The sequence below is a fragment of the Pseudomonas sp. JV449 genome, assembly GCF_032424295.1.
GTDB classification, from domain to species: Bacteria; Pseudomonadota; Gammaproteobacteria; order Pseudomonadales; family Pseudomonadaceae; genus Aquipseudomonas; species Aquipseudomonas marginalis.
Window position 1 is genome coordinate 77,046 of record NZ_VYKD01000013.1, and the last position, 25,885, is coordinate 102,930.

At 61.4% G+C, this 25,885-nt stretch carries 27 protein-coding genes; 14 read left to right on the forward strand and 13 right to left on the reverse strand.

The annotated features are described in order from the left end of the window. Positions 1-137 precede the first annotated feature (137 nt). Positions 138-467: a hypothetical protein gene (locus F6S08_RS12515; RefSeq protein ID WP_026136677.1), complete on the forward strand. Its 330-nt coding sequence runs from the start codon at positions 138-140 to the stop codon at positions 465-467. A gap of 13 nt (positions 468-480) precedes the next feature. Here the strand turns inward: F6S08_RS12515 and F6S08_RS12520 are convergent, their stop codons facing one another. Further along, the gene (locus F6S08_RS12520) at positions 481-1,380 is read right to left on the reverse strand and encodes a LysR family transcriptional regulator (RefSeq protein WP_315871659.1); all 900 of its coding nucleotides are present in this window, start codon (positions 1,378-1,380) and stop codon (positions 481-483) included. Positions 1,381-1,489: 109 nt separating this feature from the next. Here F6S08_RS12520 and F6S08_RS12525 point away from each other — a divergent pair, with 109 nt between their 5' ends. The 3 genes from F6S08_RS12525 to F6S08_RS12535 all read left to right on the forward strand — a co-directional run bounded on the left by F6S08_RS12525 (position 1,490) and on the right by F6S08_RS12535 (position 3,338). After that, on the forward strand, positions 1,490-2,548 hold the full coding sequence (locus tag F6S08_RS12525; RefSeq protein ID WP_315871660.1) for an AbrB family transcriptional regulator: 1,059 nt from the start codon (positions 1,490-1,492) through the stop codon (positions 2,546-2,548). Positions 2,549-2,626: 78 nt separating this feature from the next. Further along, positions 2,627-3,073, forward strand: coding sequence for a GNAT family N-acetyltransferase (locus F6S08_RS12530; RefSeq protein ID WP_065927934.1), 447 nt, complete (start codon positions 2,627-2,629; stop codon positions 3,071-3,073). 4 nt (positions 3,074-3,077) lie between these two features. Beyond that, positions 3,078-3,338: a hypothetical protein gene (locus F6S08_RS12535; protein ID WP_065927933.1), complete on the forward strand. Its 261-nt coding sequence runs from the start codon at positions 3,078-3,080 to the stop codon at positions 3,336-3,338. Positions 3,339-3,603: 265 nt separating this feature from the next. On the opposite strand, the gene F6S08_RS12540 is transcribed toward F6S08_RS12535, so the two are convergent. Together F6S08_RS12540 and F6S08_RS12545 are read right to left on the reverse strand one after the other, a co-directional pair. After that, entirely contained in the window at positions 3,604-4,548 is a 945-nt protein-coding gene (locus F6S08_RS12540; RefSeq protein WP_315871661.1) for a diguanylate cyclase, read from the reverse strand. A 116-nt stretch (positions 4,549-4,664) separates the two neighbouring features. Further along, positions 4,665-4,805 carry a hypothetical protein gene (locus tag F6S08_RS12545; RefSeq protein ID WP_162844259.1) on the reverse strand — a complete coding sequence of 47 codons (141 nt, stop codon included), beginning with the start codon at positions 4,803-4,805 and terminating at the stop codon, positions 4,665-4,667. Between the two features lie 223 nt (positions 4,806-5,028). Between F6S08_RS12545 and F6S08_RS12550 the strand changes: the two genes are divergently transcribed. From F6S08_RS12550 to F6S08_RS12570, 5 genes are all read left to right on the forward strand, one after another. Continuing rightward, on the forward strand, positions 5,029-5,340 hold the full coding sequence (locus tag F6S08_RS12550; protein ID WP_315871662.1) for a YXWGXW repeat-containing protein: 312 nt from the start codon (positions 5,029-5,031) through the stop codon (positions 5,338-5,340). Positions 5,341-5,371: 31 nt separating this feature from the next. Beyond that, positions 5,372-5,950: an RNA polymerase sigma factor gene (locus F6S08_RS12555; RefSeq protein WP_065927930.1), complete on the forward strand. Its 579-nt coding sequence runs from the start codon at positions 5,372-5,374 to the stop codon at positions 5,948-5,950. Beyond that, on the forward strand, positions 5,947-6,372 hold the full coding sequence (locus F6S08_RS12560; RefSeq protein WP_065947733.1) for a hypothetical protein: 426 nt from the start codon (positions 5,947-5,949) through the stop codon (positions 6,370-6,372). The genes F6S08_RS12555 and F6S08_RS12560 overlap by 4 nt, the downstream gene beginning before the upstream one ends. Continuing rightward, positions 6,369-6,854, forward strand: a complete 486-nt coding sequence (locus F6S08_RS12565; protein WP_065927928.1) for a periplasmic heavy metal sensor — start codon at positions 6,369-6,371, stop codon at positions 6,852-6,854. The genes F6S08_RS12560 and F6S08_RS12565 overlap by 4 nt, the downstream gene beginning before the upstream one ends. 94 nt (positions 6,855-6,948) lie before the next feature. Then, positions 6,949-7,122 carry a hypothetical protein gene (locus F6S08_RS12570; RefSeq protein WP_159440245.1) on the forward strand — a complete coding sequence of 58 codons (174 nt, stop codon included), beginning with the start codon at positions 6,949-6,951 and terminating at the stop codon, positions 7,120-7,122. Positions 7,123-7,309: 187 nt separating this feature from the next. Here the strand turns inward: F6S08_RS12570 and F6S08_RS12575 are convergent, their stop codons facing one another. After that, positions 7,310-7,672, reverse strand: coding sequence for an NUDIX hydrolase (locus F6S08_RS12575; RefSeq protein ID WP_065927927.1), 363 nt, complete (start codon positions 7,670-7,672; stop codon positions 7,310-7,312). Between the two features lie 127 nt (positions 7,673-7,799). Here F6S08_RS12575 and F6S08_RS12580 point away from each other — a divergent pair, with 127 nt between their 5' ends. The 3 genes from F6S08_RS12580 (at position 7,800) to F6S08_RS12590 (ending at position 10,201) form a co-directional block, all read left to right on the forward strand. Continuing rightward, positions 7,800-8,780 carry a Gfo/Idh/MocA family protein gene (locus F6S08_RS12580; RefSeq protein ID WP_065927926.1) on the forward strand — a complete coding sequence of 327 codons (981 nt, stop codon included), beginning with the start codon at positions 7,800-7,802 and terminating at the stop codon, positions 8,778-8,780. Between the two features lie 19 nt (positions 8,781-8,799). Further along, positions 8,800-9,429 (forward strand): ribonuclease T2, encoded by a 630-nt coding sequence (locus F6S08_RS12585; protein ID WP_315871663.1) that lies wholly within the window; start codon positions 8,800-8,802, stop codon positions 9,427-9,429. A gap of 184 nt (positions 9,430-9,613) precedes the next feature. Further along, the gene (locus F6S08_RS12590; RefSeq protein ID WP_065947735.1) at positions 9,614-10,201 is read left to right on the forward strand and encodes a LysE family translocator; all 588 of its coding nucleotides are present in this window, start codon (positions 9,614-9,616) and stop codon (positions 10,199-10,201) included. Here F6S08_RS12590 and F6S08_RS12595 read toward each other — a convergent pair. From F6S08_RS12595 to gloB, 9 genes are all read right to left on the reverse strand, one after another. Continuing rightward, positions 10,143-11,030: an AraC family transcriptional regulator gene (locus F6S08_RS12595; protein ID WP_315871664.1), complete on the reverse strand. Its 888-nt coding sequence runs from the start codon at positions 11,028-11,030 to the stop codon at positions 10,143-10,145. The genes F6S08_RS12590 and F6S08_RS12595 overlap by 59 nt on opposite strands. Before the next feature lie 73 nt (positions 11,031-11,103). Next, positions 11,104-14,550 (reverse strand): hypothetical protein, encoded by a 3,447-nt coding sequence (locus F6S08_RS12600; RefSeq protein WP_315871665.1) that lies wholly within the window; start codon positions 14,548-14,550, stop codon positions 11,104-11,106. 178 nt (positions 14,551-14,728) lie between these two features. After that, positions 14,729-16,342, reverse strand: coding sequence for an ABC transporter ATP-binding protein (locus F6S08_RS12605; RefSeq protein WP_065947737.1), 1,614 nt, complete (start codon positions 16,340-16,342; stop codon positions 14,729-14,731). A gap of 1 nt (position 16,343) precedes the next feature. Continuing rightward, on the reverse strand, positions 16,344-17,363 hold the full coding sequence (locus F6S08_RS12610; protein WP_027606501.1) for an ABC transporter permease: 1,020 nt from the start codon (positions 17,361-17,363) through the stop codon (positions 16,344-16,346). A gap of 1 nt (position 17,364) precedes the next feature. Further along, positions 17,365-18,441, reverse strand: coding sequence for a microcin C ABC transporter permease YejB (locus F6S08_RS12615; RefSeq protein WP_027606500.1), 1,077 nt, complete (start codon positions 18,439-18,441; stop codon positions 17,365-17,367). Next, positions 18,442-20,286: an extracellular solute-binding protein gene (locus F6S08_RS12620; protein WP_065947738.1), complete on the reverse strand. Its 1,845-nt coding sequence runs from the start codon at positions 20,284-20,286 to the stop codon at positions 18,442-18,444. Next, positions 20,283-22,112: an extracellular solute-binding protein gene (locus F6S08_RS12625; RefSeq protein WP_315871666.1), complete on the reverse strand. Its 1,830-nt coding sequence runs from the start codon at positions 22,110-22,112 to the stop codon at positions 20,283-20,285. Before F6S08_RS12625 ends, F6S08_RS12620 begins: the two co-directional genes overlap by 4 nt. 144 nt (positions 22,113-22,256) lie before the next feature. Continuing rightward, on the reverse strand, positions 22,257-23,672 hold the full coding sequence (locus tag F6S08_RS12630; protein ID WP_065927917.1) for a lytic transglycosylase domain-containing protein: 1,416 nt from the start codon (positions 23,670-23,672) through the stop codon (positions 22,257-22,259). 98 nt (positions 23,673-23,770) lie between these two features. Beyond that, the gene (gloB, locus tag F6S08_RS12635) at positions 23,771-24,538 is read right to left on the reverse strand and encodes a hydroxyacylglutathione hydrolase (protein ID WP_315871667.1); all 768 of its coding nucleotides are present in this window, start codon (positions 24,536-24,538) and stop codon (positions 23,771-23,773) included. Between the two features lie 65 nt (positions 24,539-24,603). Here gloB and F6S08_RS12640 point away from each other — a divergent pair, with 65 nt between their 5' ends. Next, positions 24,604-25,362: a class I SAM-dependent methyltransferase gene (locus tag F6S08_RS12640; RefSeq protein ID WP_053134936.1), complete on the forward strand. Its 759-nt coding sequence runs from the start codon at positions 24,604-24,606 to the stop codon at positions 25,360-25,362. Between the two features lie 44 nt (positions 25,363-25,406). After that, a complete protein-coding gene (gene rnhA / locus F6S08_RS12645) occupies positions 25,407-25,859 on the forward strand; it encodes a ribonuclease HI (protein ID WP_003173571.1) in 453 nt (150 codons plus the stop codon). Positions 25,860-25,885: the final 26 nt, after the last annotated feature.

The following is a 25,885-nucleotide window of genomic DNA, read 5'->3' on the forward strand; positions in this document are numbered from 1 at the left end:
CTCGCCACAACAAGCGGGCTCATTACAGGGCCATCAGTTGTCATTCGGTTTCACCGATAAGGCAATTTAGTGGCCCCTTTGTAACAAAATCCTCGCCAGAATCGCTTTTATTTTCAGGTGGTTAGGTGAGGAAGCAAATGCGCACTGTTGGAATCATGCTGATCGCCTGCTCCCTGGCCGGCGGCGCGGCTGCCGTGCAGGCACGGGAGCTGCGCGAGGGTGACAAGTACATGTGCAGTTGGGGCGCCGGCACGGCTGCCAGGGCCCAGGAACTCAAGCTGTCGGGGGTGTCGTTGTACGCCGCGCGGCAGAAGATCCAGACCATCAAGTTCAATAAGTCCTGGATGCGCATGATGGCCATGGGCATCACCGAACAGACGTATGACAGTCGATCACGGCTCAAGCCCGAAGCGATTCGCCAGAGTTTCTATCAGGATTGCGTGCGCTACAAAGTGGCACGCAAATGAGTGGCCAGCCCGCTTAGCGTGTCAGCGGCGAGCTGGCATCCTCCTGAAAATACACCTTTGCCGTTTCAATAAAGCGCCGATTGGCCTGGGACAAATACTCACTGGCGCGCCAGCACAGGTTGAAGTGCATGAATTGTGCAGGCTCGAAAGACACACCCGTGAGCCCGACCTCCTGCTCTTGAACTGACCGCAGCAGGGTGGAAACCCCCATGCCGCTGCGGGTGGCGGCAATCACCAGCGGAACGAAATTACTTTCCAGGGCAATATTGAAACGCACGCGGGCATCGCTGCAAAAGGCATCCAGCAGGTGGCGTTGCAGGAAGGTGTTGTCGAAGACCAGCATGGGCTCGTCCTGCAATTGCGCCGCCGTGATCGAAGGTGCCCCTGCCAACGGATGCCTTTCGTGCATGCACAACACCATCTCATCACTGCCGAGCAGCACCGACTCCCAGTCCGGGTCAACCCGTCGCGACTCCAGCAGCGCCACATCAATCTGCCGTGTGGCCAGGCGTTCGCTGATGTTATCGGCACTGCCTTCCACCACATGCATGGCAATGCCGGGATAACGCGCGCGAAATTGCATCAACAGTTCGGGAATATGGCGGATGCCGTACATAGGCGGCACACCGATGCGGATCTCGCCGCTGTGCAGTTGAGTCAGGTCCTGCAGCTCGCGGCGGGCACCAGCCAAACCTTCCAGGCAGGCTTCGGCGCGCGCCAGGAACAATTGGCCTTCGGCAGTCACGCTGATTTGCCGCGTAGCACGGTTGAACAGGGCGACACCCAGTTCCTCTTCCAACCGACTGACTGCCATGCTCAATGCCGGTTGCGCCACATGCAGCGCCTGCGCGGCCTTGGTGAAGCTGCCTTGGCGGGCGATTTCGACGCAGTACTCCAGGGCTTTCAGGTTCATACGGGCTCGCATAACAAAAGTTGATGATTTGCTTAACAAATGGATATTTTCTGTGATGATGTCAAGTCTATAACCTGTCGGCATTCTTCTCCATGCCGGGTTCATCACAATGCGCAACCTTCGCCAGTATTGGCTCCTGACCCTCATCATCGGCGCCTTGGGCGGCAGCGTTGCCAGTTGGGCGGGGTGGCCGTTGCCCTGGGTGATTGGCTCGCTGGTCGCCGTGATGCTGAGCCGATGGGCCGGCGCGCGGGTGCCGGAAGTGCCCCACGGGCGCAAGATCGGGCAACTGATCGTGGCGGTGGCCATCGGCTGTCATTTCACCCTGCCGGTGATGCAGCAAGTGGCGACCCATCTTGGCCTGATCGTAACGGCAGTGATGCTGACGCTGGTGCTGGCCGTGTGTTCGGTATTGATCCTGCACCGCTGGGGCGTTTCATTCGGTACGGCGTTCTTCGCGTTGATGCCGGCCAATTCCACTGAGATGGTGCACCTGGGGCGCCAACGTCAGGCGGACACATCGTTTATCGCGGCGGCCCATAGCATTCGGTTACTGCTGATCCTGCTGGCGGTGCCCGCCGTCGCCACCTTTGGAATGCCGCACGTGGCTGTTCGTGTGCCGTTGCCGGTGATCTGGCCCTGGCTGGTGTTCATCCTGGCGATGAGCGGGCTGGCAGCCCTGGGCTTCCAGCGCTGCAAACTGCCCAACCCATGGACGTTCGGGCCGTTCCTGATCTGCGCGGTGGGAGTGGGCTGCAACAACCTGTCGATGAGCATGCCAGGCTGGCTCAGTGGCACCGGCCAGCTGTTGATCGGCTGCGCGCTCGGCGTTGCGGTTGACCGTGGTTTTTTCCTGCGGGCGCCGGGTTTTCTGTCGAAGGTGTTGCTGTTGTTGGCGGGTTCGGTAATTGCCACGGTCCTCGCCGCGTGGGGACTTGGCGCCTGGCTGGGCATGCCGTGGCTGTCGCTGGCCTTGGGCATGATGCCCGGCAGCGCGCCGGAAATGAGCCTGACCGCCGAGGCCCTGGGCCTGGCGGTGACGCTGGTGACCGCGATGCAGGTGATCCGGATGTTGCTGATCCAGGCGGCGTGCCTGCCGCTATTGAGGCTGCTGGACCGTACCCCGCAGGTGCGTACGCCGGCGAGTGCAGGCTCAGGGTTCTGGTAGGCCGTCGCTTACAAATCCACGACATTCACTGTGTTTCAATTTGCATACAATTGCGTCCTTCACTAAGGGGGGGCCGGTATGCAAACGCTAATTCGCGCGGCGACGCAGGACGATGTCGATACGCTGTTCGAGATCCGCACGTCGGTGGTCCAAAACCATTTGAGTATTGAGCAGATGGCTGAACTGGGCATCACGCCGCAGCTGCTGGCCGATAGCATGCGTGAAGCGCCCTGCGTATGGATTGCCGAAGTGGATGGCCAGCCAGTCGCTTTCGCCATGGTCGACCTGGCTGAAGGTGAGGTATTTGCGATGTTCGTGTTGCCGAGTCACGAGAACCTCGGGTTGGGCCGTCAACTGATGGCGGTCGCCGAAGCGGCGCTGTTTGAACACCATGACAGGCTGTTCCTGATCACCGACGGCCGCGACGAAATCCGCGCCAACGGTTTCTACCGGCACTTGGGCTGGTCAGTGGTGGAGCGGGTGGAGGGTGACGACGTTCGCTACCAGAAGAGCAGGGCAGGGTAAGCCGATGAGCCCGGCAGCCCGCCCATCGTCCACCAGCTTGCGCTCCCTCGCGGTCGGCGTGCTGTGCGTTGCGGTAGTGCTGGGGGGCTATTTCGTGCAACTCAACGCCAAGGCGGATCGCCAGCGCGAAGAAGCGGCCGAGCGTTTGGCACTTTGTCGACAGGTTGAGCGGGTCGCCAGTGTGGCCACATCCGGTGGCCTCGAACTTCGCGATACCTGCAAGCAATTGAGCGAGGGCGGATCGAAGAGTGTCACGCCGCCGTAACTTATAACCCTTTTTTATAAGTGGGAATAACGGCGGTAGTTGCACCAAAAAGTGGCACTTATATACTTCGTTACCTTAAAAAACATGTGGTTATTGAAGGACTTACACCGCTTCTAATCCGACGAAAGGATATAAAATTTTCTTGTTACAGCTTTTTACACTGGTTACTATAGCCGGGCGTTCACCTCCCACGGTTTATGCATTTTTAAATCCCAAGTTTCCATCAGCTACTTGGGATTTTTTTTGCCTGCGATTTGACCCGGCATCAAACTTCCCCGTCTGCAAACTCTGCGCGCATTCGCCCGTTGCGTTTGGCCTGGTAGAGCAACTTGTCGACATCTTCGACAAAACCCAGCATCGGGCTGTCGGGTTTGACGATGCGCGTACCCACGCCGAGGCTCAGGGTCAACAGGTTGGATACCGCTGAAAAGCCATGTTCGATCTGTTGCTGGCAGATCAGGTGCAGGCAGCGCTGTGCCACCTGTCTCGCCGATGCTGCGTCGGTTTCCGGCAGCAACCACACAAACTCCTCACCGCCGATACGGGCGATGAAGTCCCGCGGCCGGTTGGCGGCGAGTGACAGGGTACGCGCGACCTCGCGCAGGCATTCGTCACCCTTGATATGGCCGTAGTGGTCGTTGTACTGCTTGAAAAAATCGATATCCAGGATGATCAATGACAGTGGCAACTGGCTGCGCAGGGCGCTGGCCCATTCGCGCTCCAGCACGGTGTCGAACATGCGCCGGTTGGCGATGCCGGTGAGGCCGTCCTGATAGGAATATTCCTCGAGTTGCTTTTGCAGGCGCACCAGATGTTCTTCGGTCTTCTTGCGTTCACTGATGTCGAACATAAAACCAATCAGCGCCTCGACTTCGCCGTCCTTGCGCACCACATGCACCACGTCGCGGATCCACACGTAGTCGCCGTTCACCGTCAGCGCCCGGTAATCCGCCTCATGGTCCACCCCTGCACGGGATTGCGACACGCAGAAATTCACCACGTATTCGCGGTCGTCCGGGTGCATGCGCGAGACCCAGTCATCGACGCTGACCCAGCTTTGCGGGGTCCAGCCCAGCAGCGCTTCGATCTGCGGGCCGATATAGCTGAAGGTCATGGTCTGCCAGTCGATACGCCAGGGGATGGCCTTGGTCGACTCCAGCAGCGTGCGGTATACGTCGCTGTCGGGCTGGCTCGGAGGGGCGATGCTCATGGTGGACGGCTCGAATGATGGCTAAGTGCCCAGAGCGTCGTGTGATCGACGGTGGGAGTCAAGCGCTTGCCGAGGCAGCAGACGAGAGGTCGTGTGACGGGCATGGCGGCGGCCAGCTAGCCGATGACAGCATGGCTGGGCGCGTCCACTGCGCCGTAGTAACGCCAGCAGCAATGACGGTGTTCCGGCACGATCACGCAGCCGCTGAGACTGACGATCAGCGCAGCGGCAACCAGCAGGGTAAGTCGACGGTACATGGTGTTTCCTCTTGGTTTGGCCGGGGTTAATCCTTCAACGCGGCGACCGGCGAAAATCCGTCGCAATCCTTTCAGACATTTCATCAAGCCCCGCCAACCCCTGAGCAATACTGGTCTCGCACCCTGCTGAAAAAATCTGCGCAGCCCGCGACGGATTTTTGTGCACGCGCCGTTCAACCCATCAGCAACCTGCACTTTCGCGGGTTGCATGGAGGAGTTGCCAATGAGACCCCAGGCCACATTGCGTTTTGCCTTGCTTGCTCCGCTGGCCCTCGCCGCGTTTGTCAGCACCCCGACGTTTGCCCAGACCGAGATCATTATCCAGCAGGCACCGCCGCCGCAACGTGTGGAAATGATCCCGGCCGAGCGCCCCGGCTATGCCTGGGACCGTGGCCACTGGCGTTGGGAAGGGCGCGGTTATGGCTGGGTACCGGGCCACTGGCAGCCAGTGATGCGTCATGCGCGCTGGGAGCCTGGTCATTGGGAAGCCCATGGCCCCAACTGGTACTGGCGCGAAGGGCATTGGATCCGCTGAACCCTGACCCTTGGCCCTGAGAACTGCCCGATTGAAAGACACTGATCCGGACGTTGAGCTGCTGGCGCGTATCGGCAATAACGAACCTGCCGCCGTCAACGAAATGGTGACGCGCAAGCTCCCGCGTTTGCTGGCGCTCGCCAGTCGGATCCTGGGGGACGCCGACGAGGCCAAGGACGTGGCCCAGGAAAGCTTCCTGCGCATCTGGCGCCAGGCCGCCCACTGGCGCAGTGGCGAGGCGCGTTTCGACACCTGGCTGCACCGGGTCGCGCTGAACCTGTGCCACGACCGCTTGCGGCGGCGCAAGGAGCGCCCGCTGAGCGATGAGGCGGCGGTGGAGGTGGCAGACAGCTCGCCATCGCCTGAAGAGCAACTGGAGACCCAGGACCGCAGTACACGCATGGCCGCCGCGTTGGCGGCCTTGCCCGAACGCCAGCGCGAAGCCATCGTGTTGCAGTACTACCAGGAGCTGTCGAACATCGACGCCGCGGCCCTGATGAATATCAGCGTCGAGGCACTGGAGAGCCTGCTGTCGCGGGCCCGACGCCAGTTGCGCAGCCAACTTGCCGATACACCCGGGCTTGCCCGCCCAGGAAGGGGAAAATCATGACACCCGAACGCTTTGTGTACCTGGCCGACGTCTATGGGGCGGACCTGCGTCGCTGGCCCGCGGCAGAACGGGCAACGGCCCAGGCGCTGCTCGACAACGGCAACGTCCATGCCCGTGTAGCCTTGCAGCAGGCGCGTTGGCTTGACAGCCAGTTGGACAGCCATCACCTGGCGTTCCCCGACCCGGCGTTGGTCCGGCAGATACGCCAATCCGCCCCACGCTCATTCTGGTCACGCTATGCCAACTGGTTATCGCCCGCCGGCCTTGTCGGTGCGGGCATTGCCGGCATCGTCACCGGGATGCTGGTGGCGTCCATGAGCGTGCCGCTGCCGATGTTGTCCTCCGACGTGCTGCCCAGTGTCTTTGATCAGGGCGACGCGGAAGTCGTCTTCAGCGTCAATGCCGAGGAAACCGAACAATGACCACCAGATCCCTGAAGCCGTGGTTGTTTGCCTCGATCCTGCTCAACGTATTTTTGATCGGTGGGGTGGGCGGCGGTCTCTACCATTGGATGGCCAACGCCCGGCCCGCCGAAGCGGTGGTCAACCAGCATGGCCTGCGCCAGGCGATGGTCAAGTTGCCGCCGGAGCGGCGCAGGGAACTGCGCCAACTGCTGCGCCGCAATCGCGACGACAGCCAGCCGCTGATCATGGCCGGGCGTGAGGCGCGGCTGGGGGTGATCAAGCAATTGGAAGCGCCGAGCCTGGATCGTGAGGCGTTGGTAGCGGAACTGGCCAAGGCACGGGAGGCCGATATGGCGCTGCGGGCGTTGGTGGACGGTACCCTGGCGCAGTTCGCCAATACCTTGCCCCAGGATGAACGGCAGCAGCTGGTGGAGGCCTTGTACAGGCGCGGGCAGGCAAAGGCCCAAGCAAAGTTGGCAGGCAAAGAACCTCGGTCGTGAGCAGGCTGATGGAACTGGAAATCTCAAAGTGCCACGAAGGTAGAGCTCAGAGAAACCTGACATTCCGTTGGGTAGAGCAACAAGGTAAAGAACGATGATCGAAAGCTCTAACGTACGTCCCGCGCAGGCTGCTGCTCAACCTAACTCTTTGGATGCAATCACCGATTTCGGCGGCGCACAGCCGGAGGACATGGCAGAGCAAACGCGGGTGAAACGCCCGGGAGAAGAATCGGCAGCAGGAAATGGCCCGTCCCAGATCAGTTTTTGAGTCTTGCCCCCAGCGGTGAGGGGAAGCGCCCTCGCCACTGATACCTCCGCCTGCCGCCCTTCACCAGGCCATGTGGGTGCCTTTGACACACACAGCGGCTGCCGCGGTCGACAGATCCTTTGTCGAACGGCAGAGAGCAAATGGCCTGGTCTAACGAAGGGGGCTGGATAACAGGTTGGGCGCTGTATTACAGACGCCGGAGAAAGGCTTTGACGATGTGCCGCGTGGCGTCGGTGGTGTCCAGTTGGTCCACGGCGCCATAGGCGTGCCACTGGCAGTCGACGATCTCGTTCAGCGGCCGCGCATCCGCGATATTCACCACCGAGGCTTCAAATACATGGTGCACGGTGTCGTGGGCCTTCAGCTCCTGCAAGTACAGCAGCCCGTCCACGTTCAATCCGGTTTCTTCTTCCAGCTCCCGTTCGGCCGCACCGACCGGGCGCTCGTCCCGTTCCACCTTGCCGCCCGGCAAGGCCCATTTTGACCTGGCCTTGCGCACGAAGAGGATATGCCCCTCGTGTTCGCAAATGACCGTTGCGCGTATTTTCATCGTCTGTGCCCCCGCAGCGGGATGAATGTCATAAAAGTGTAATGCAATTGTCATGCTAAGTGGTTATGGCGTGTCGGCGTGGGGATGTGGATACTGCCTGATTGATGAAAACGGACGAGGAAAACAGATGAGCAGCGTACGTTGGGGCATGATCGGGTGTGGCAGTGTCACTGAATTGAAGAGTGGACCCGCTTTCTACAAAGCGCCAGGTTCGGCGCTGGTGGCCGTGATGGGGCGGCGCGAGGAGGCCGTGCGCGATTATGCATCGCGACATGGGATTGCCCGTTACTACACCGACGCCCAGGCACTGATCAACGACCCCGAAGTGGACGCCGTGTACATCGCCACGCCGCCCGACAGCCACCTGGAATACAGCCTGATGGTGGCGGCGGCCGGCAAGCATTGCTGTGTCGAGAAGCCGATGGCGCTGAACGCCGAACAGAGCGCGCTGATGCAGCGCACCTTCGAGCGCGCCGGGCTGCACCTGTTTGTTTCCTACTACCGGCGCTCGCTGCCACGCTTCCAGCAAGTGCGCGCGTGGCTGCAGGACGGGCGCATCGGCACGTTACGCCAGCTGACCTGGACCCTGTGCAAGCCGCCGGCCGCCGAGGACGCCAGCGCCGCCAACTGGCGCACCGACCCGGCCATTGCCGGTGGCGGCTACTTTGCCGACCTGGCCAGCCACGGTTTCGACCTGTTCCAGTACCTGGCCGGGGATATTGTCGAAGTGGCGGGCTTTACTGCACGACAGGCCGGAAGCTATGCCGCCGAGGACGCCGTGACGGCCTGCTGGACCTTCAGCTCGGGCGCGCTGGGCATGGGCTGCTGGAACTTCGTCGCCGACCGCCGTGAGGACCGGGTCGAATTGATCGGTAGCCGTGGGCGCATCCAGTTCTCGGTCTTCGAAGACCAGCCGCTGCACCTGGAGGGCGAGACCAGCGAGGTGCTGGAAGTGCCATGCCACACGCATATCCAATGGCACCACGTATTGGCCATGAACGCGCATATTCGCGGCGAAGCCGAGCATCCGTCGCTGGCCATCGAGGCGTTGAAGACCGATCGGATCCTGGACAAGGTCCTGCAACGTAATCCCAATCTGCCGGGATGATTTTCCAAGGAATAGCTGAATGAAATACTGCATGGTCCTGTGGCTGGCACTTGCCACAACGGCGATGGCGGCCCCGCGTAGCCAAGGGACGCCTGGGGAATTTGATTTTTATGTGTTGTCGCTGTCATGGTCGCCGACCTTCTGCCTGACGCATCCGGACAACGAGCAGTGTTCGGGCAAGGGCTACGGTTTTGTGCTGCACGGCTTGTGGCCGCAATACGCGCGGGGAGGGTGGCCGGCGACCTGTGCGACGCAATCGCGCTTGAGCCGCGAAGAGATGGACAAAGGCGCGGCGCTGTTCCCGACGCGCTCGCTGCTCACCCACGAATGGGCCAAGCACGGCACCTGCAGCGGGCTGGAACCCTTGGCATACCTGGAGAAAACCGATGCGGCGCTGGGCGTGGTTGCCATCCCTGCGCAACTGCAACCGTTCAACACACCGCCGTCGTTGCCTGCCCGCGAGATCGAGGCGCTGTTTCGCGAAAGTAACCCGCGCATGGGCACCCATGGGCTGGCGGTGATCTGCAAAGGCAAGGTGCTGTCGGAGGTGCGTGTGTGCCTGACCAAGGACCTGGCCTTCGCCGGTTGCCCACGCAGTGTGAAAACCCAATGCCGTGATGGCGAAATCCGCATTCCCACGCAGCGTTGAACGCCGGCATCCACACACCTGCCCAAGCCACTGCACTAGGTCGAGATCCTGGCTGAGGATGGGCGGGTGTGTGGCGTCGAAGACTGTGTGATCCACGCCCCAGGGTGATTTTGTTCAATACCGATTTGACCCGGCCTTATACCGTGGAACCCTGTTTACGCCTCATCATAAAAAGGGAACCGCAATGAGCTTGATCATTTCCATGGCCGCCTTCGCCCTGGCCACGTCCATCACGCCGGGACCGGTCAACGTGGTCGCCCTGAGTTCAGGCGCGCGCTTCGGTTTTGTCGCCAGCCAGAAGCATGTGTTCGGCGCTGCCGTTGGCTTTACCTTGCTGTTGGTGCTGATCGGCCTGGGTTTGCACGAGGTGCTGGTGCGCTGGCCCATCCTGACCCAGTTGATCCAGTGGGGTGGGGTGGCGTTCCTGCTGTACATGGCCTGGAAACTGGCGGTGGACGACGGCCAGCTCAACGCGGAGGGCAGCGCGACAGCGCCATCCATGCTCTACGGCGCGATCATGCAATGGCTCAACCCCAAGGCCTGGCTGGCCTGTGTGGCGGGCATGGGCCTGTTTGTGGCCGACGGGGATGGGCGGCAAGTCTGGCTGTTTGCCAGTCTCTACCTGGTGATCTGCTACCTGTCGGTGGCGTGCTGGGCCTATGCCGGGACCTTTCTACGCCGTTACCTGGACAATCCCCACGGCGTGCGCCTGTTCAACCGCTCGATGGCCGCGTTGCTGGTGGCCAGTGTGGGTTATTTGCTGATGGCTTGAGCACCTCGCGGTATTGCCCGGGGGTGGCGGCGAAATGCTGCTTGAAGGTGCGCTGGAAGTGCGCCTGGTCTGCAAAACCGGCGGCGAGCGCTACGTCGGCGATCAACTCGCCCTTGCGCAGCTGGGTGCGGGCAAACTGGATGCGCTGGTTGACCAGGAACGCGTGGGGCGTCAGCCCGTAGTACTGCTTGAAGGCGCGGATCAGGTACGACGGCGACAGTTCGGCCGCCAGGCAGATGTCTTCGAGTTTCAACGCCTCGGTGCAGTGCGCACGGATGTACTCGGCGGCCCGCTCCAGCTTGTGGTTGACCTCGCGCATCGGTGTGGGTGAAGGGTTCAGGCGCTGCTGGACTTCGCTGAAGTAACTCACCAGTGCGCTCTGCTTTTGCAGCAATTCGGCCTGCTCGTTCACCAGCATCCGGTACAACGCCAGCAAGCCGCCGTACAACAGCGGGTCACGGGTATGCGGCGTATTGAACGGGCGATAACCCTGGTCGGTGCTGAAGCCCAATTGGTACTGCAGCCCGGTCAGCCAGGGCGTGTCGAGGTACAGCATATGATAGGACCAGGGCTGGTCGTGGATAGGGTTGCAGGCATGCACATCGCCGGGGTTCATCAACACCACGGTGCCGGCGCTGATCTGGAATGTATCGGCGCCGTAATGGTAATAGCTGCGCCCGGTGGTGATCGCGCCGATGGAGAAGTGCTCATGGGCGTGACGGGTGTAAGTGACCTTGCGCCCGTCGGCGATGGTGCGCGCTTCGATGAACGGCAGGCGCTCGTCGCGCCAGAAGCGCGGTGCGGCGGGGAAAGGGGCGGGCGGTGTCATGGGCGCGACTCCAGGGCAGTCAAGATCAGAAACGGATCGTTGCACAGACCCTGGCGTTTGGGTAGCCGATGGCTTAATAGGGTTTCAGATTGTGCAAACGCTCGTTTCGGCGGTTGTTGATCAGCAGGACCTTTTCCACATTGTTGAGGTTCTGCGTGGACTCACTCAGATCCCGGTGGTTACTGAGCAGGCACTGGTCAACGACCATCCTGGCAATCGCTTCGAGTCGTGCCGATTGCCAGGACTTCGGTATGGGGGCGGGGTCACCCTGGGTATCCGTTATGAGGGTGGCGTCCAGGGGATGGAGCAGGACCTGCGAACTGGCGCCCGCCACGGGTTCGGAACCGGTGAGATAAGCGCTCCAATCGATCTGCAACTGAACAGGGTCTGGGGCGACCGGGTCATTCAGCAAACCGGATGGCGGGCTGGCCAGCTGCGTGACCAGCATCTGCCTGGGAAGCAGTTGCAGCAGGTAGCGATCCCGCTGGTAGCGAACACGCAACAGGCATCCAAAATGTGCGGTGATCATCGTGTCCCGGGCAGCGGGGGACGGTTTGCGCAGCAGGTACAGTTCGATGTTTCCCTGCTCCAGGCTGACGCGCTTGGGCAGCGGCAGGCAGGCCAGCAGGTAGGCAATGCACACGATATAGCTCTCACGGATGGATTCGAGCGCGGCGTGGAAGTTTTCATCAGCGTTGTGGTCCTTGAGCGTTCTCAAGGATGGCGAAAACCTGTTGACACGTACCTGTGGCTGAATCGCCCTCCAGCGTTCAATGTGCTTTAACTCACCGGCCAGATACAGTTCGGCCAGGGAAAAGGAAATATCCTGGGTACTGACTTGCGGATAGCGAATACCGGGCGGAAGGAAGGGCGCCGGCATGAACACGGTTTTGTCCAGGTGAGCGTTATCCGGATAGACCTCACGCAGGTACCTCAATGCCGCCTCCTTCTGATCCGGATAGGGGGTGTGCAGCGATCCGAAGGCATCGTTGAGTGTGCGCTTCTGTTTCTCATAGGTGCGCACGGCGAGCTCGCCTTTAAAGGGCAGGTCCGTGTCCGTCGCATCCACCACGCCATTGGCACGCGCCCAGTCGAGGACGGGATCGACCGTAGGAGGCAGCGCCCAGAATTCCCGGTTGAGCGTCGTGGCAGGGTTATGGACCAGGGTCATGATGTTCTCAAGTGTCATGTACCGGCTGGCGCCAGGGGTTTTCAGCTCGATGAAATCGACGAACTGCTTGAACACGACCCAGTTCTGGTTACACAGGTAAGGCAAGGTTTCGGGGATGTTGCGCACGAGCAATTGTGGCGCGCTGCCACTGAGCAGCAAATGCGCGGCCAATGGGGCACCCTCCAGCAGCGTCTGGCGCAGGAGGGCTTCAAGATTGCTGCGCACCAGTGCACAGTTGTCACCCCAGTAGTAATCGGTATCGATGGCCAGCCCGCCGACCAGGTTGCGTTGTGTGCCGGCCTGTTCGTCCAGGCTCAGAATCAGCGCGCTGAGCAGCAGTGTTTGTCGACGCTGTTGTGGCGTTGTACCGTGCAGTGCGGCATCGGACCAGATGACGAGGGTGTCCAGGCGCTCGACCAATAGCTGGCTGCGCTGGCTCTGCACCATCTGGTTCAGCAGCATGTCCGCTTCGGCGCGGATCCTGGGGGCGCTCTTGCCCGCCCAACAAGGTTCGCCGAGCCACTTGAACAGGGGCGCTCCATGCGCCTGTGCAAACGCCTGTTGCGCTTCGTATACCTGTCGGCGTTGTGTGCTGGATAAGGTCAGCAATGACGGCTGCGGCTGGCCCAGGCCCTGCCAGTAGTTGCCCAGCCGTGGTGTCGCAGCCCTGACGGCCCTCAGGTAGTGCGCCGCCTGCCGGGCCTGCTCCGCTGTCTTCACTTCGGGCATGCGCAGGAACTTCATCAACTGCTTGAGGGTGGCCTTCATATCACTGCGCAGCTCGCCACCCAATTGTTTGGCCAGCTCCTGCAAGGGCGTGAGACAGCGCTTGAGCGCTGGACTGGAGACGATATCGTCCGTGAGGTTTCTGCGCCTGCCGTCCCTGTCGTCCGCGCCCACGTACCCCTCTTCAGTCAGCAGTACCAGCGCCTTTTCGTCGTCGATACCGCGTTTCACGCAAATGGCGACAAATGATCTGTGCTTGATCATCATCAGCAGTTTTTCGGCGCTCTCCTCCAGCAACTGGTAGAACATCGAGTCAGTGTCCAGCTCGACCGTATCGTCTAGCTCAACCTTTTCATCGGGTTGTTTGCCAGCGCTGACTCGCTCCAGCTCTGTCTGCAGCCGATTGAAGTTATTCAGGGCGCTCAGGCTGTTTTGTTTGCGCTTGAGCCATTGCGCATCCTGGGCAGCTTCACTGCAGTACGGCTGCCCAGGCACGGATGACTGGCGCAGGCGCGCGATCAGGGCGTGCACCTCGCTGGCCTGGAGGGGGACCTCGATGGCGTAGAAGTGCATGAGCTGCGCCAGGCTCACGCTGTTATTGGAGGCCACCTGTTCTCCCAGCAACGACGCATATTGCGCCAGGCGAATCAGCCGACCCGCCACTGGCGCACCGCCCAGGTGTGTACGCAGGCTGATACTGGTCCCCTGGATCTGCGCGGGTGAGGCCCGCAGGGAGTGATCCTCGCCGGAATAAATAAAGTATTCATCGGGACCCAGCGCAGTTGGGAACGTCTGCGTGAACTCGATCGAATTGATCACGCTCTGCAGTAATTGCGCGGCTTCTTTCAAGGTGTGCGCTACGAAAGAGTCAGACCTCAGCGTGAGGCGCTGGCGGTAAGCGAGGTAGCTGTCATGGGGTTCATCCGTGGCTGCCGCGCTGGCCATGCATTGCTCGAGGTTATCGGCCAGTTGCAGCAAATCCAGGTGCTGTGCGTGCATTTCATGGCGTGTCGCCGACTGCGCGCGGCCATTGTCACCCATCGTTGGAAAGGCATGGTAGGCCTGCAGCTCATCGACAATCATCCGCGCCTGGATCTGGTTTTTGGGCAACGTGTAGCCGTAGAACGCCAGCGTCAACTCGAGTGGCAATTCAAACGTACTGTGGCCGTTTGGCAAGTCGATATAGGGCACGCCCAGCTGGTTGGGATCAAGGATCTCGGAGATGCCCAGGATCGGCACGGACACTTCCAGCCAGCCTGGGTCGTCATGAAGATGAAAGGCCCTGGGTGTCATTTGGTCCTCGTGAATGACATTGGCGTGCAGGGAGCTTCCCATGACCTTGATGCTTCGATACTCCAGGTGCCGCGCGTCGGCCCATGCCAGGAACACGCTCTGGTTGATAGCCTTGCCGAACAGCACCATCCATTGGCCAAGCCTGGAGTTGCGGTCGACCGCGATCAACGCGGGAGGCCCCAGCAGAGTCCAATTGTGCGGTAAGGCGGGCGACAGCAGCGCAACCAGGCTGTTGATCAGCTTCAGATCATCCTGGGTGGCAAACAAGACGGGGCTGGCAGGCAGTGGCTCGGTCGCCGCAGCGGCAATCAGCGGGGCAAATTCGTACATGAATGAAGTTCCGTTTCAAGGTTGCCCAAGAAAACGTTTCTTGGGCGGAACTTCATGGTCGAGGGTTTTTACCTGGGCTTGATAGCCTGCGCCATCCGGAGTTGCTGTAGGTCGAGTAGGCAGCCACGGTGATCCGATGGCGAGGCACGCCAACGCAGGAGGTGGGCGTGCTCATCGCTCAGAAGCGCTCCGGGCAGGGCACCAGAAAGGCCGCTTCCAGCAGTTGACGCGTATACCCATGCTGCGGATCAGCGAAAATCGCTCGCGCATCGCCTTGCTCCACCACCTGCCCCTGCTTGACCACCATCAGTTGGTGACTCAGCGCCTTCACCACCGCCAGGTCATGGCTGATAAACAGGTAGGTCAGGTTGTACTTGGCCTGCAGGCTGCGCAGCAATTCCACCACTTGCCGTTGCACGGTGCGATCCAGCGCCGAGGTCGGTTCGTCCAGCAGGATCAGGCGCGGCTTGAGCACCAGTGCGCGGGCGATGGCGATGCGTTGGCGTTGGCCGCCGGAGAACTCATGGGGGTAGCGATGACGGGATTCAGGGTCCAGGCCCACCTCCTTGAGCGCCGCGATAATCGCCGCTTCCTGCTCGGCAGCTGTGCCCATCCTGTGGATGCGCAGGCCTTCGCCGACGATCTCGCTGACGCACATGCGTGGGCTCAGGCTGCCGAACGGGTCCTGGAACACCACCTGCATTTCCCGGCGCAACGGGCGCACCTGTTGCTGGGTCAGCGTGTCCAGCTGCTGGCCTTCGAAACGAATCCCGCCCTTGCTGGCAATCAAGCGCAGGATCGCCAGGCCCAAGGTGGATTTGCCCGAGCCGCTTTCGCCGACGATGCCCAGGGTCTGGCCCTGGGGCAGGCTGAAGTTGATCCCGTCCACCGCCTTGACGTAATCGACGGTGTTGCGCAAGAAGCCCTTCTTGATCGGGAACCAGACTTTCAGGTCATCGACTTCCAGCAACGGCGGGCCGACTTCGTTGCTGGCCGGGCCACCGCTGGGTTCCGCCGCCAGCAATTCCTGGGTGTAAGGGTGTCGGGGCGACTGGAACAGCGTCTCGCACTCGGCCTGCTCGACGATGCAGCCTTGCTGCATCACGCAGACGCGGTGAGCAATACGCCGCACCAGGTTCAAGTCGTGGCTGATCAACAGCAAGGCCATGCCCAGGCGTGCCTGCAATTCCTTGAGCAACTCCAGGATCTTCAACTGCACGGTGACGTCGAGGGCCGTGGTCGGCTCATCCGCGATCAACAACTCCGGCTCATTGGCCAGGGCCATGGCGATCATCACCCGCTGGCGCTGGCCGCCGGACAATTCGTGGGGCAGGGCCTTGAGCCGTTTGTGCGGCTCGGGGATACCCACCAGTTCCAGCAGCTCCAGGGTGCGCCGGGTCGCGACCTTGCCGGTCAGGCCCTTGTGCAGGCCGAGCACTTCGTTGATCTGCTTCTCGATGCAGTGCAGCGGATTCAACGACGTCATCGGCTCCTGGAAGATCATCGCGATGCGGTTGCCGCGAATATGCCGCAGGGTCTTTTCCTTCAGGGTCAGCAGGTCCTGGCCGGAATAGGTGATGGTGCCGGACGGATGCCGGGCCAGCGGGTAGGGCAGCAGGCGCAGGATCGAGTGGGCGGTCACCGATTTGCCTGAGCCGCTTTCGCCGACCAGGGCCAGGGTTTCGCCGCGCTTGATATCGAAGCTGACGTTGTTCACCACACGGTGGTGATGCTCGCCCGTGACGAACTCGACGGAGAGGTCGCGGATTTCGATCAGATTGTCCTGATTCATCTCATTTCCTCGGGTCGAAGGCATCGCGAGCGGACTCGCCGATAAACACCAGCAAACTCAACATGATCGCCAGCACGGCAAACGCGCTCATGCCCAGCCACGGTGCCTGCAGGTTGGATTTGCCCTGGGCCACCAGTTCGCCCAGGGACGGCGAACCGGCCGGCAGGCCAAAGCCGAGGAAGTCCAGGGCGGTCAGGGTGCCGATGGCGCCAGTGAGGATAAATGGCATGAAGGTCATGGTCGAGACCATGGCATTGGGCAGGATATGGCGGAACATGATCGCGCCGTTCTGCATCCCCAGTGCCCGCGCCGCGCGCACGTATTCGAGGTTACGCCCGCGCAGGAACTCGGCGCGCACCACGTCCACCAGGCTCATCCAGGAAAACAGCAGCATGATCCCCAGCAGCCACCAGAAGTTCGGCTGCACGAAGCTGGCGAGGATGATCAGCAGGTACAGCACCGGCAAGCCCGACCAGATTTCCAGGAAACGCTGCCCGGCCAGGTCGACCCAGCCGCCATAGAAGCCCTGCAAGGCGCCGGCGATCACGCCGATGATCGAACTGAGCACCGTCAACGTCAGGGCAAACAGCACCGACACACGGAAGCCGTAGATCACCCGCGCGAGCACATCGCGGCCCTGGTCATCGGTACCCAGCAGGTTGACGCGCGAAGGCGGCGCGGGGGCCGGTACCTTCAGGTCGTAGTTGATGCTCTGGTAGCTGAACGGGATCGGCGCCCACAGGGTCCAGGCGTCCTTGGCCTTGAGCAGTTCCTGGATATACGGGCTCTTGTAGTTGGCTTCCAGGGGGAATTCGCCGCCGAAGGTGGTTTCCGGGTAGCGCTTGAGCGCCGGGAAATACCAGTCGCCGTCGTAGTGCACCGCCAGTGGCTTGTCGTTGGCGATCAGCTCCGCGCCCAGGCTCAGCCCGAACAGGATCAGGAACAGCCACAGCGACCACCAGCCACGCTTGTTGGCCTTGAACCGCTCGAACCGGCGGCGATTGAGGGGGGATAGATTCATCTCAATGCTCCCGGCTGGCGAAGTCGATACGCGGATCGACCAGGGTGTAGGTGAGGTCGCCGATCAGTTTCACCACCAGCCCCAGCAGGGTGAAGATAAACAGCGTGCCGAACACCACCGGGTAGTCGCGGTTGATTGCTGCTTCAAAGCTCATCAGGCCCAGGCCGTCGAGGGAGAAGATCACTTCCACCAGCAACGAGCCGGTGAAGAAAATCCCGATGAACGCCGACGGGAAGCCGGCGATCACCAGCAGCATCGCGTTACGGAACACATGGCCGTAGAGCACGCGGTGGTTGGTCAGGCCCTTGGCCTTGGCGGTGATCACGTATTGCTTGTTGATCTCATCGAGAAAGCTGTTCTTGGTCAGCAGGGTCATGGTCGCGAAGTTGCCGATCACCAGCGCGGTGATGGGCAGCGCCAAGTGCCAGAAGTAGTCGAGCACCTTGCCGCCCCAGCTCAACTCATCGAAGTTGTTGGACGTGAGCCCGCGCAAGGGGAACCAGTCGAAATAACTGCCGCCGGCAAACACCACGATCAGCAGGATCGCAAACAGGAACGCCGGGATCGCATAGCCGACGATGATTGCCGAGCTGGTCCACACATCGAAGTGGCTGCCGTGTCGCGTGGCCTTGGCGATCCCCAGGGGGATCGACACCAGGTACATGATCAGCGTGCTCCATAACCCCAGGGAGATGGATACCGGCATCTTTTCCTTGATCAGGTCGATGACCTTGGCGTCACGGAAGAAGCTGTCGCCGAAATCCAGCCGGGCGTAGTTCTTGACCATGATCCACAAGCGTTCCGGCGCCGACTTGTCGAAGCCGTACATTTTTTCGATTTCCTTGATCAGCGCCGGGTCCAGGCCCTGGGCGCCACGGTAGCTGCTGGAGCCGGCCACCGAGACTTCGGCACCGCCGCCGGCAATGCGGCTGGTGGCGCCTTCAAAGCCTTCGAGCTTGGCGATCATCTGTTCCACCGGGCCACCGGGGGCGGCCTGGATGATGATGAAGTTGATCAGCAGGATCCCGAACAGCGTCGGGATGATCAGCAACAGGCGGCGAACAATATAGGCCAGCATTTAATCGCCTCCGCTCGCCGCATCGGCGTTGGTGTCGGTAGTCGTTTCCAGGGTGACGGCAGGTTTTACGTTGGGTTTTGCCCACCAGGTGGCGGTGCCCACGTCATAGCGTGGCGGGGTTTTCGGATGGCCGAGGTGGTCCCAGTACGCCACGCGGAAGGTCTTGATGTGCCAGTTGGGGATCACGTAGTAGCCGAACTGCAGCACACGGTCCAGGGCCCTGGCATGGGCGATCAGGCTTTTGCGCGAGTCGGCGTCGATCAGTTCTTCTACCAGTTGGTCCACCGCCGGGTCCTTGAGGCCCATGTAGTTGCGGCTGCCGGGCTTGTCGGCGCTGGAAGACTTCCAGAACTCCCGCTGCTCGTTACCCGGCGAGGTGGATTGCGGGAAGCTGCCCACCACCATGTCGAAGTCCCGCGAGCGGATACGGTTGACGAACTGCGAGACATCCACCCGGCGGATCACCAGGTCGATGCCCAGGTCCGCCAGGTTGCGCTTGAAGGGCAGCAGGATGCGCTCGAACTCGGTCTGGGCCAGCAGGAACTCGATGGTCACCGGTTTGCCCGTGGTGTCGACCATCTTGTCGTCGACGATGCGCCAGCCGGCTTCCTGCAGCAATTGGTAGGCCTCGCGTTGCTGGGTACGGATCATGCCGCTGCCGTCGGTTTTGGCCGGCTCGAAGGCCTGGGTGAAGACTTCGGCGGGGATCTTGTCGCGCAGGGGTTCGAGGATCTTCAGCTCATCCGGGCCGGGCAGGCCGGTGGCGGCCATTTCGGAGTTTTCGAAGTAGCTGCGGGTGCGGGTGTAGGCGCCGTTGAACAGCTGTTTGTTGCTCCACTCGAAGTCCAGCAACAGGCTGATGGCCTTGCGCACGCGCACATCCTGGAACATCGGCTTGCGCGTATTGAACACAAAACCTTGCATGCCGGTAGGGTTGCCGTTGGGGATTTCTTCCTTGATCAAGCGGCCCTCGGTCACGGCCGGAATGTTGTAGGCGTTGGCCCAGTTCTTGGCGCTGAACTCCAGCCAGTAGTCGAACTGCCCGGCCTTCAACGCCTCCAGGGACACGGTGCTGTCGCGGTAGTAGTCGGTGATGCGGTTGTCGAAGTTGTAGAAACCCTTGGTGATCGGCAGGTCCTTGGCCCAGTAGTCCTTGACCCGCTCGTAGCGGATCATGCGCCCGGCCTTGACCTCGGCCACCTTGTACGGCCCGCTGCCCAGGGGCACCTCCAGGTTGCCCTTGGCAAAGTCCCGCGTGGCCCACCAATGCTTGGGCAGTACCGGCAGTTGCCCGAGGATCAGCGGCAATTCGCGGTTGTTGGTGCGCTTGAACTTGAACAGCACCCGCAGCGGGTCTTCGGCGACCACTTCATCGACATCGGCGTAGTAGGTGCGGTAGATCGGCGAGCCTTCCTTGATCAATTCCTGGAAGGTGAACACCACGTCTTCGGCACGGATCGGGTGGCCGTCGTGGAACCGCGCTTCGGGGCGCAGGTAGAAACGCACCCAGCTGTTGTCCGGGGCTTTTTCGATCTTGCCGGCGACCAGGCCGTATTCGGTGATGGGTTCGTCCAGGCTCTGCATGGCCAGGGTGTCGTAGATCAGGCTGACGTTGTCGGCCGGCACGCCCTTGCTGATAAACGGGTTGAGGCTGTCGAAGCCGCCCATGCTCGACTCGCGGAAGGTGCCGCCCTTGGGCGCGTCCGGGTTGACGTAGTCGAAGTGCTTGAAGTCGGCGGGGTATTTCGGCGGCTCGTTGTACAGCGTCAGTGCGTGTTGCGGGGCGGCGTGGGCCGTGGTGCACAGCAACAGGCTGCCGAGCAGTACGTTGCGCAAATACATCATTGGGCTTTCTCCGAAGCTTTCAGCCACCACGCGCTCAGGCCCAGGCTGTAGGGCGGCGTGGCGACAAAGGCGAACCGGTTACGGTACGCCAGGCGATGATAGTTGAGGTACCAGTTGGGAATGCTGTAGTGCTGCCACAGCAGCACCCGGTCCAGGGCGCGGCCGGCGGCCAGTTGTTCTTCGCGGGTCTGCGCCGCCAGCAGTTGTTCCAGCAGGTGATCGACAACGGGGTTGGCGATGCCCGCATAGTTCTTGCTGCCCTTGATCGCCGCCTGGCTGGAGTGGAAGTACTGCCACTGCTCAAGGCCGGGGCTCAAGGTCTGGTTGAGGGTGATCAGGATCATGTCGAAATCGAATTGATCCAGGCGTTGCTTGTACTGGGCGCGGTCGACGGTGCGCAGGCGTGCGTCGATGCCGATGCTGATCAGGTTCTCGACATAGGGCTGCAGGATGCGCTCCAGGTTCGGGTTGACCAGCAGGATCTCGAAGCGCAGCGGTTGCCCGTCCTTGTTGAGCAGGCGTTGGCCCGACAGCTTCCACCCGGCTTCGCCCAGCAGCGCCAGGGCGCGGCGCAGGGTTTCGCGGGGGATGCCGCGCCCATCGGTCTGGGGCAGGCTGAAGGCTTGGGTAAACAGGTTGGGCGGCAGCTGGTCGCGGTAGGGGGAGAGCATCAGCCATTCATGGCCGGTTGGAACCCCGGCAGCGGCGAATTCGCTGTTGGGGTAATAGCTGAGCGTGCGTTTGTAGGCGCTGCTGAACAGGGTGCGGTTGGTCCACTCGAAGTCGAACATCAGCCCCAGGGCCTCACGCACCTTGGTCTGGCTGAAGGTCGGGCGCCGGGTGTTCATGAACAGGCCCTGGCTTTGGGTCGGGATCTGGTGGGCGATCTGCGCCTTGATCACTTCGCCACGGTTCACCGCCGGGAAGTTGTAGCCATTGGCCCAGTTCTTGGCCTGGTGCTCGATATAAATGTCGAACTCGCCGGCCTTGAACGCTTCGAAGGCCACGTCGCTGTCGCGGTAGAACTCCACCTCGACCTTGTCGTAGTTATAGAAGCCCTGGTTGACCGGCAAGTCCTTGCCCCAGTAATCCTTGACCCGTTCGAACACCAACTGGCGTCCAGGGGTGACCTTGCTGATGCGGTACGGCCCGCTGCCCAGGGGCGGTTCGAAGGTGGTCGCCTTGAAGTCGCGGTTTTTCCAATAGTGCTGGGGCAATACCGGCAACTCACCCAGGCGCAGGATCAACAACGGGTTGCCGGCGCGCTTGAACACAAAGCGGATGCGGTGACGGTTGAGGATGTCCACCCGTGCCACTTCCTGCAGGTTGGTGCGGTATTGGGGGTGGCCTTCGGTCAGCAGGGTGCGATAGGAAAACGCCACATCATAGGCCGTGATCGGCTTGCCATCGTGGAAGCGCGCCTGCGGACGCAGGTTGAACACGACCCAGCTGCGGTCCTCGCTGTATTCCACCGACTGGGCAATCAGCCCGTAGCTGGAGGTGGGCTCGTCGCCGGACGGCGCGTACTGGCCGGTGCCGACCATCAACGGCTCATTCAGCTCATTGACGCCGTATTGCAGGAAGTTGGGGGTGGAAACCGGGCTTGAACCCTTGAACGTGTAGGGATTGAGGGTATCGAAGGTGCCAAATGCCATGACCCGCAAGGTCCCGCCTTTCGGCGCTGCAGGGTTTACCCAATCGAAGTGGGTGAATTTGGCCGGGTACTTGAGCGTGCCGAACTGCGTGTAACCGTGGCTCTCGGTTATTGTCGCGTTCGCACCAAAGCTCAAGGCCAGACTTATTAGTAGAAGGAGGGGACGCTTCAAGTCAGGGATCCGATCCAGGCGGCTTGGGCTTTATGATCGGTACAGTAACAGCTTGTTCCGGATGGAAAAAGCCAGTCGGGATGATGTAGAACCAATGTGGGAGCAAGCTCCCTCCCACATTGGTTCTCCGGGGTTCTTGAAACCTTAGCGCGGCCCGGAAACCACCAGCATCTGCCCAGGCTTCAGCGCCTGGCCAGTACGCGGGTTCCAACGCTTGAGATGTTGCATCTCGACGTTGAAGCGCTTGGCGACGATGTACAGCGAGTCGCCTTTCTTGACCTTGTACTGCACCGGCTTCTTGCTGTCGGCCTTGGCCACCAGCTTGCGGGTGTCCTGCATCACCAGGGTCTGGCCGACCTTGAGGGCCTGGCCGTTGAGTTTGTTCCAGCGCTGCAGGTCATGCACATCGACCTTGTTCGCCTTGGCGATCAGCGTGAGGTTGTCGCCACTGCGCACCTTGTAGCTGCGGGTGCGGCCGGCCACCCGAGCAGTCTCGACTTCGTCGAACACCTGCTTTTTCGGGCGCATCGCCAGCAATTCTTCCGGCTTCATCGTCGAAAGGGTGCTGGTGAGCAATTGTGCCTTGGAGCTCGGCACCAGCAGGTGCTGCGGGCCATCCAGGGTGGTGCGTTGCTTGAGCGCCGGGTTGAGCTGGAACAGTTCGTCTTCGTCGATCTCGGCCAGCGCGGCAACCCGCGACAGGTCCATGCTTTGCTTGACCTCGACCACTTCGAAGTACGGCGTGTTGGCAATCGGGTTCAGGTTGACGCCATAGGCCTCGGGGGCCAGCACCACCTGGGACAGCGCCAGGAACTTGGGCACATAGTCCTTGGTTTCCTGGGGCAGGGGCAGGTTCCAGTAGTCGGTGGGCAGGCCGAGCTTCTCGTTGCGCTCGATGGCCCGGCTCACCGTGCCTTCGCCGGCGTTATAGGCGGCCAGGGCCAGCAGCCAGTCGCCGTTGAACATGTCGTGCAGACGGGTCAGGTAGTCCAGGGCGGCGGTGGTGGAGGCGGTGATGTCGCGGCGGCCGTCGTAGGCGCGGGTCTGGCGCAGGTTGAAGTAGCGCCCGGTGGAGGGGATGAACTGCCACAGGCCGACGGCATCGCTGCGCGAATACGCCATCGGGTTGTAGGCACTTTCGATCACCGGCAGCAGCGCCAGCTCCAGGGGCATGTTGCGTTCTTCAAGGCGTTCGACGATGTAATGAATGTAGAGGCTGCCGCGTTCACCGGCGTTCTCCAGGAAGGACGGGTTGCTGGCGAACCACAGGCGCTGTTGCTCGATACGCGGGTTGACGCCCACGTTGTCCTGCAATTGAAAGCCGCGGCGCATGCGTTCCCACACGTCCTGGGGTACTTCTGGAGCAGGCTTCTCTGAAAGCCAGATGACGGGTTTCTGCTTGATCTTGGCGGTAAGGTTGGGCTTGGGTTGCACGGTGGATTGTGCGGCGAAATTTGTCGATTGGCAGCCCGCCAGCGTGGCGGACACAGCCACCGCCACAGCTTGAGCCAGGCGGGTCAATGCGTCTGAATGGTTGGATTTACGAATAGATGACGACATTGGCTGGAAGTAAGTTCCGGGCAAAAATGTCGGGCGATTCTAGAAAGCACTTTGGTTCCGGTCAACCATTCAGAAATTACGTATCAGATTGCGTCCCTTTAGAACTTATCTTTCCACGCCCTCAAGCTAGCAAATACCTCGGCCCCAGAGCGGTTGTCGCGGCCATTCCGTTCGTCCGCTTTTTGTTTAACGGATGTTTCAGAGGTGCGCAGGAAGGGGTTGGTACGCTTTTCCAGGGCCAGGTTGGACGGCAGCGTCATCTCGCCCCGGGCCCGCAGCTGACGGACGTTTTCCACCCGTTCGGAGATGTCGGCATTCTGCGGTTCCACCGCCTGGGCAAACTTGAGGTTACTTTGTGTGTATTCGTGGGTGCAGTACACCAGGGTGTCGGCGGGCAGGGCGGCCAGGCGCTCGAGGGAGGTGTGCATCTGTTCCGGCGTGCCTTCGAACAGGCGGCCACAACCGGCGGCGAACAGGGTGTCGCCACAGAACAGCACGCCCTGGTGGTAGAAGGCGATATGGCCCAGGGTGTGGCCGGGCACGGCATAGACGTCGAAGTCCCAGCCCAGCACGTTGATGCGGTCGTTATCCTGCAGCGCGATGTCCCGCGCCGGGATCGTCTCGCTGGCCGGACCATACACCTTGGCGTCGCTCACACGCTTGAGTTGCTCGACACCGCCGACATGGTCGTGGTGATGGTGGGTAATCAGGATGTCGCTGAGGGTCCACGTCGGGTTTTGCTCGAGCCAGGCCAGTACCGGCGCGGCATCGCCGGGATCGACCACGGCACACCGATGGGTCTGCGGGTCCTGCAGCAACCAGATGTAGTTATCGGTGAAGGCGGGCAGGGCACTGATCTGTATCATTCTTCGATTCGCCAAGCTGAACACATTGGTGCATCTTAGAACGTCTAGGCGAGTTGGAGAATGCAATGACTGATAAAGCGTTCGCCCAGGCCGATCCTGAGTGGCTGGCCCTGATCGGCGCAGCCCGTGAATGGCTGTCCGGGCCCATCGGGCAATTTCTGCTGGATGAAGAACGGCGCATGCTCGAAGACGAGTTGGGTCGTTTCTTTGGCGGCTACCTGGTGCATTACGGTCCGTCGGCCCAGACCCCGCCCGCCGCGCCCCAGGTGCAACGCAACGTGCGCCTGGGCGCGCCGTTGCCGGGGGTGGAGATTGTCTGCGAAGAACAGGCCTGGCCATTGAGCGAGCACGCCGCCGATGTGGTGGTGTTGCAGCATGGCCTGGATTTCTGCCTGTCGCCCCACGGTCTGCTGCGTGAAGCGGCGAGCAGCGTGCGCCCTGGTGGCCATTTGCTGATTATCGGCATCAACCCTTGGAGCAGCTGGGGCCTGCGCCATGTGTTCGCCCATGATGGCCTGCGTCAGGCGCGCTGCATCTCGCCATCACGGGTCGGGGACTGGCTGAACCTGCTGGGCTTCGCGCTGGAGAAACGCCGCTTCGGGTGCTATCGTCCGCCGCTTGCCTCGGCCAAGTGGCAAGGCCGCCTGGCCGGTTGGGAACGCCGCGCGGGCGCCTGGCAACTGTCGGGTGGCGGCTTCTATTTATTGGTGGCGCGCAAGATCGTGGTCGGGCTGCGGCCGGTGCGCCAGGTGCTGCGCCAGCCCATGGGCAAACTGGTGCCGATGCCGATGGCCAAGGTCAACCGCAAGCAAAGCGAACCGTAGAACTTTTTTGATTTCAGACCTGCCCGTCTTGATGGATGTAACCGATGACCGATAGCGTAGAACTCTTCACCGATGGCGCCTGCAAGGGCAACCCCGGCCCCGGCGGCTGGGGCGCCTTGCTGGTGTGCAAGGGCGTAGAGAAGGAGTTGTGGGGCGGCGAAGCCAACACCACTAACAACCGCATGGAACTGATGGGCGCCATTCGCGGCCTGGAAGAACTCAAGCGCCGCTGCAACGTGCTGCTGGTCACCGACTCGCAATACGTGATGAAAGGCATCAACGAGTGGATGGTCAATTGGAAGAAGCGCGGCTGGAAGACCGCGGCCAAGGAGCCGGTCAAGAATGCCGACCTGTGGCAATTGCTCGATGAGCAATGCAACCGCCATGACATCACCTGGAAATGGGTGCGCGGGCACATCGGCCATCCGGGTAACGAGCGCGCCGACCAGCTTGCCAATAGAGGTGTGGACGAAGTGCGGGGCTACAAGCAGAGCTGATGCTGGTTGACGTGTTAACATCGCGC

What these genes read in the sequence shown, in the direction of transcription:
- F6S08_RS12515 (WP_026136677.1), top strand. Translation starts at nt 138, where the DNA reads ATGCGCACTGTTGGAATCATGCTGATCGCCTGCTCCCTGGCCGGCGGC.
- F6S08_RS12520 (WP_315871659.1), bottom strand. Translation starts at nt 1,380, where the DNA reads ATGAACCTGAAAGCCCTGGAGTACTGCGTCGAAATCGCCCGCCAAGGC.
- F6S08_RS12525 (WP_315871660.1), top strand. Translation starts at nt 1,490, where the DNA reads ATGCGCAACCTTCGCCAGTATTGGCTCCTGACCCTCATCATCGGCGCC.
- F6S08_RS12530 (WP_065927934.1), top strand. Translation starts at nt 2,627, where the DNA reads ATGCAAACGCTAATTCGCGCGGCGACGCAGGACGATGTCGATACGCTG.
- F6S08_RS12535 (WP_065927933.1), top strand. Translation starts at nt 3,078, where the DNA reads ATGAGCCCGGCAGCCCGCCCATCGTCCACCAGCTTGCGCTCCCTCGCG.
- F6S08_RS12540 (WP_315871661.1), bottom strand. Translation starts at nt 4,548, where the DNA reads ATGAGCATCGCCCCTCCGAGCCAGCCCGACAGCGACGTATACCGCACG.
- F6S08_RS12545 (WP_162844259.1), bottom strand. Translation starts at nt 4,805, where the DNA reads ATGTACCGTCGACTTACCCTGCTGGTTGCCGCTGCGCTGATCGTCAGT.
- F6S08_RS12550 (WP_315871662.1), top strand. Translation starts at nt 5,029, where the DNA reads ATGAGACCCCAGGCCACATTGCGTTTTGCCTTGCTTGCTCCGCTGGCC.
- F6S08_RS12560 (WP_065947733.1), top strand. Translation starts at nt 5,947, where the DNA reads ATGACACCCGAACGCTTTGTGTACCTGGCCGACGTCTATGGGGCGGAC.
- F6S08_RS12565 (WP_065927928.1), top strand. Translation starts at nt 6,369, where the DNA reads ATGACCACCAGATCCCTGAAGCCGTGGTTGTTTGCCTCGATCCTGCTC.
- F6S08_RS12570 (WP_159440245.1), top strand. Translation starts at nt 6,949, where the DNA reads ATGATCGAAAGCTCTAACGTACGTCCCGCGCAGGCTGCTGCTCAACCT.
- F6S08_RS12575 (WP_065927927.1), bottom strand. Translation starts at nt 7,672, where the DNA reads ATGAAAATACGCGCAACGGTCATTTGCGAACACGAGGGGCATATCCTC.
- F6S08_RS12580 (WP_065927926.1), top strand. Translation starts at nt 7,800, where the DNA reads ATGAGCAGCGTACGTTGGGGCATGATCGGGTGTGGCAGTGTCACTGAA.
- F6S08_RS12585 (WP_315871663.1), top strand. Translation starts at nt 8,800, where the DNA reads ATGAAATACTGCATGGTCCTGTGGCTGGCACTTGCCACAACGGCGATG.
- F6S08_RS12590 (WP_065947735.1), top strand. Translation starts at nt 9,614, where the DNA reads ATGAGCTTGATCATTTCCATGGCCGCCTTCGCCCTGGCCACGTCCATC.
- F6S08_RS12595 (WP_315871664.1), bottom strand. Translation starts at nt 11,030, where the DNA reads ATGACACCGCCCGCCCCTTTCCCCGCCGCACCGCGCTTCTGGCGCGAC.
- F6S08_RS12600 (WP_315871665.1), bottom strand. Translation starts at nt 14,550, where the DNA reads ATGTACGAATTTGCCCCGCTGATTGCCGCTGCGGCGACCGAGCCACTG.
- F6S08_RS12605 (WP_065947737.1), bottom strand. Translation starts at nt 16,342, where the DNA reads ATGAATCAGGACAATCTGATCGAAATCCGCGACCTCTCCGTCGAGTTC.
- F6S08_RS12610 (WP_027606501.1), bottom strand. Translation starts at nt 17,363, where the DNA reads ATGAATCTATCCCCCCTCAATCGCCGCCGGTTCGAGCGGTTCAAGGCC.
- F6S08_RS12615 (WP_027606500.1), bottom strand. Translation starts at nt 18,441, where the DNA reads ATGCTGGCCTATATTGTTCGCCGCCTGTTGCTGATCATCCCGACGCTG.
- F6S08_RS12620 (WP_065947738.1), bottom strand. Translation starts at nt 20,286, where the DNA reads ATGATGTATTTGCGCAACGTACTGCTCGGCAGCCTGTTGCTGTGCACC.
- F6S08_RS12630 (WP_065927917.1), bottom strand. Translation starts at nt 23,672, where the DNA reads ATGTCGTCATCTATTCGTAAATCCAACCATTCAGACGCATTGACCCGC.
- gloB (WP_315871667.1), bottom strand. Translation starts at nt 24,538, where the DNA reads ATGATACAGATCAGTGCCCTGCCCGCCTTCACCGATAACTACATCTGG.
- F6S08_RS12640 (WP_053134936.1), top strand. Translation starts at nt 24,604, where the DNA reads ATGACTGATAAAGCGTTCGCCCAGGCCGATCCTGAGTGGCTGGCCCTG.
- rnhA (WP_003173571.1), top strand. Translation starts at nt 25,407, where the DNA reads ATGACCGATAGCGTAGAACTCTTCACCGATGGCGCCTGCAAGGGCAAC.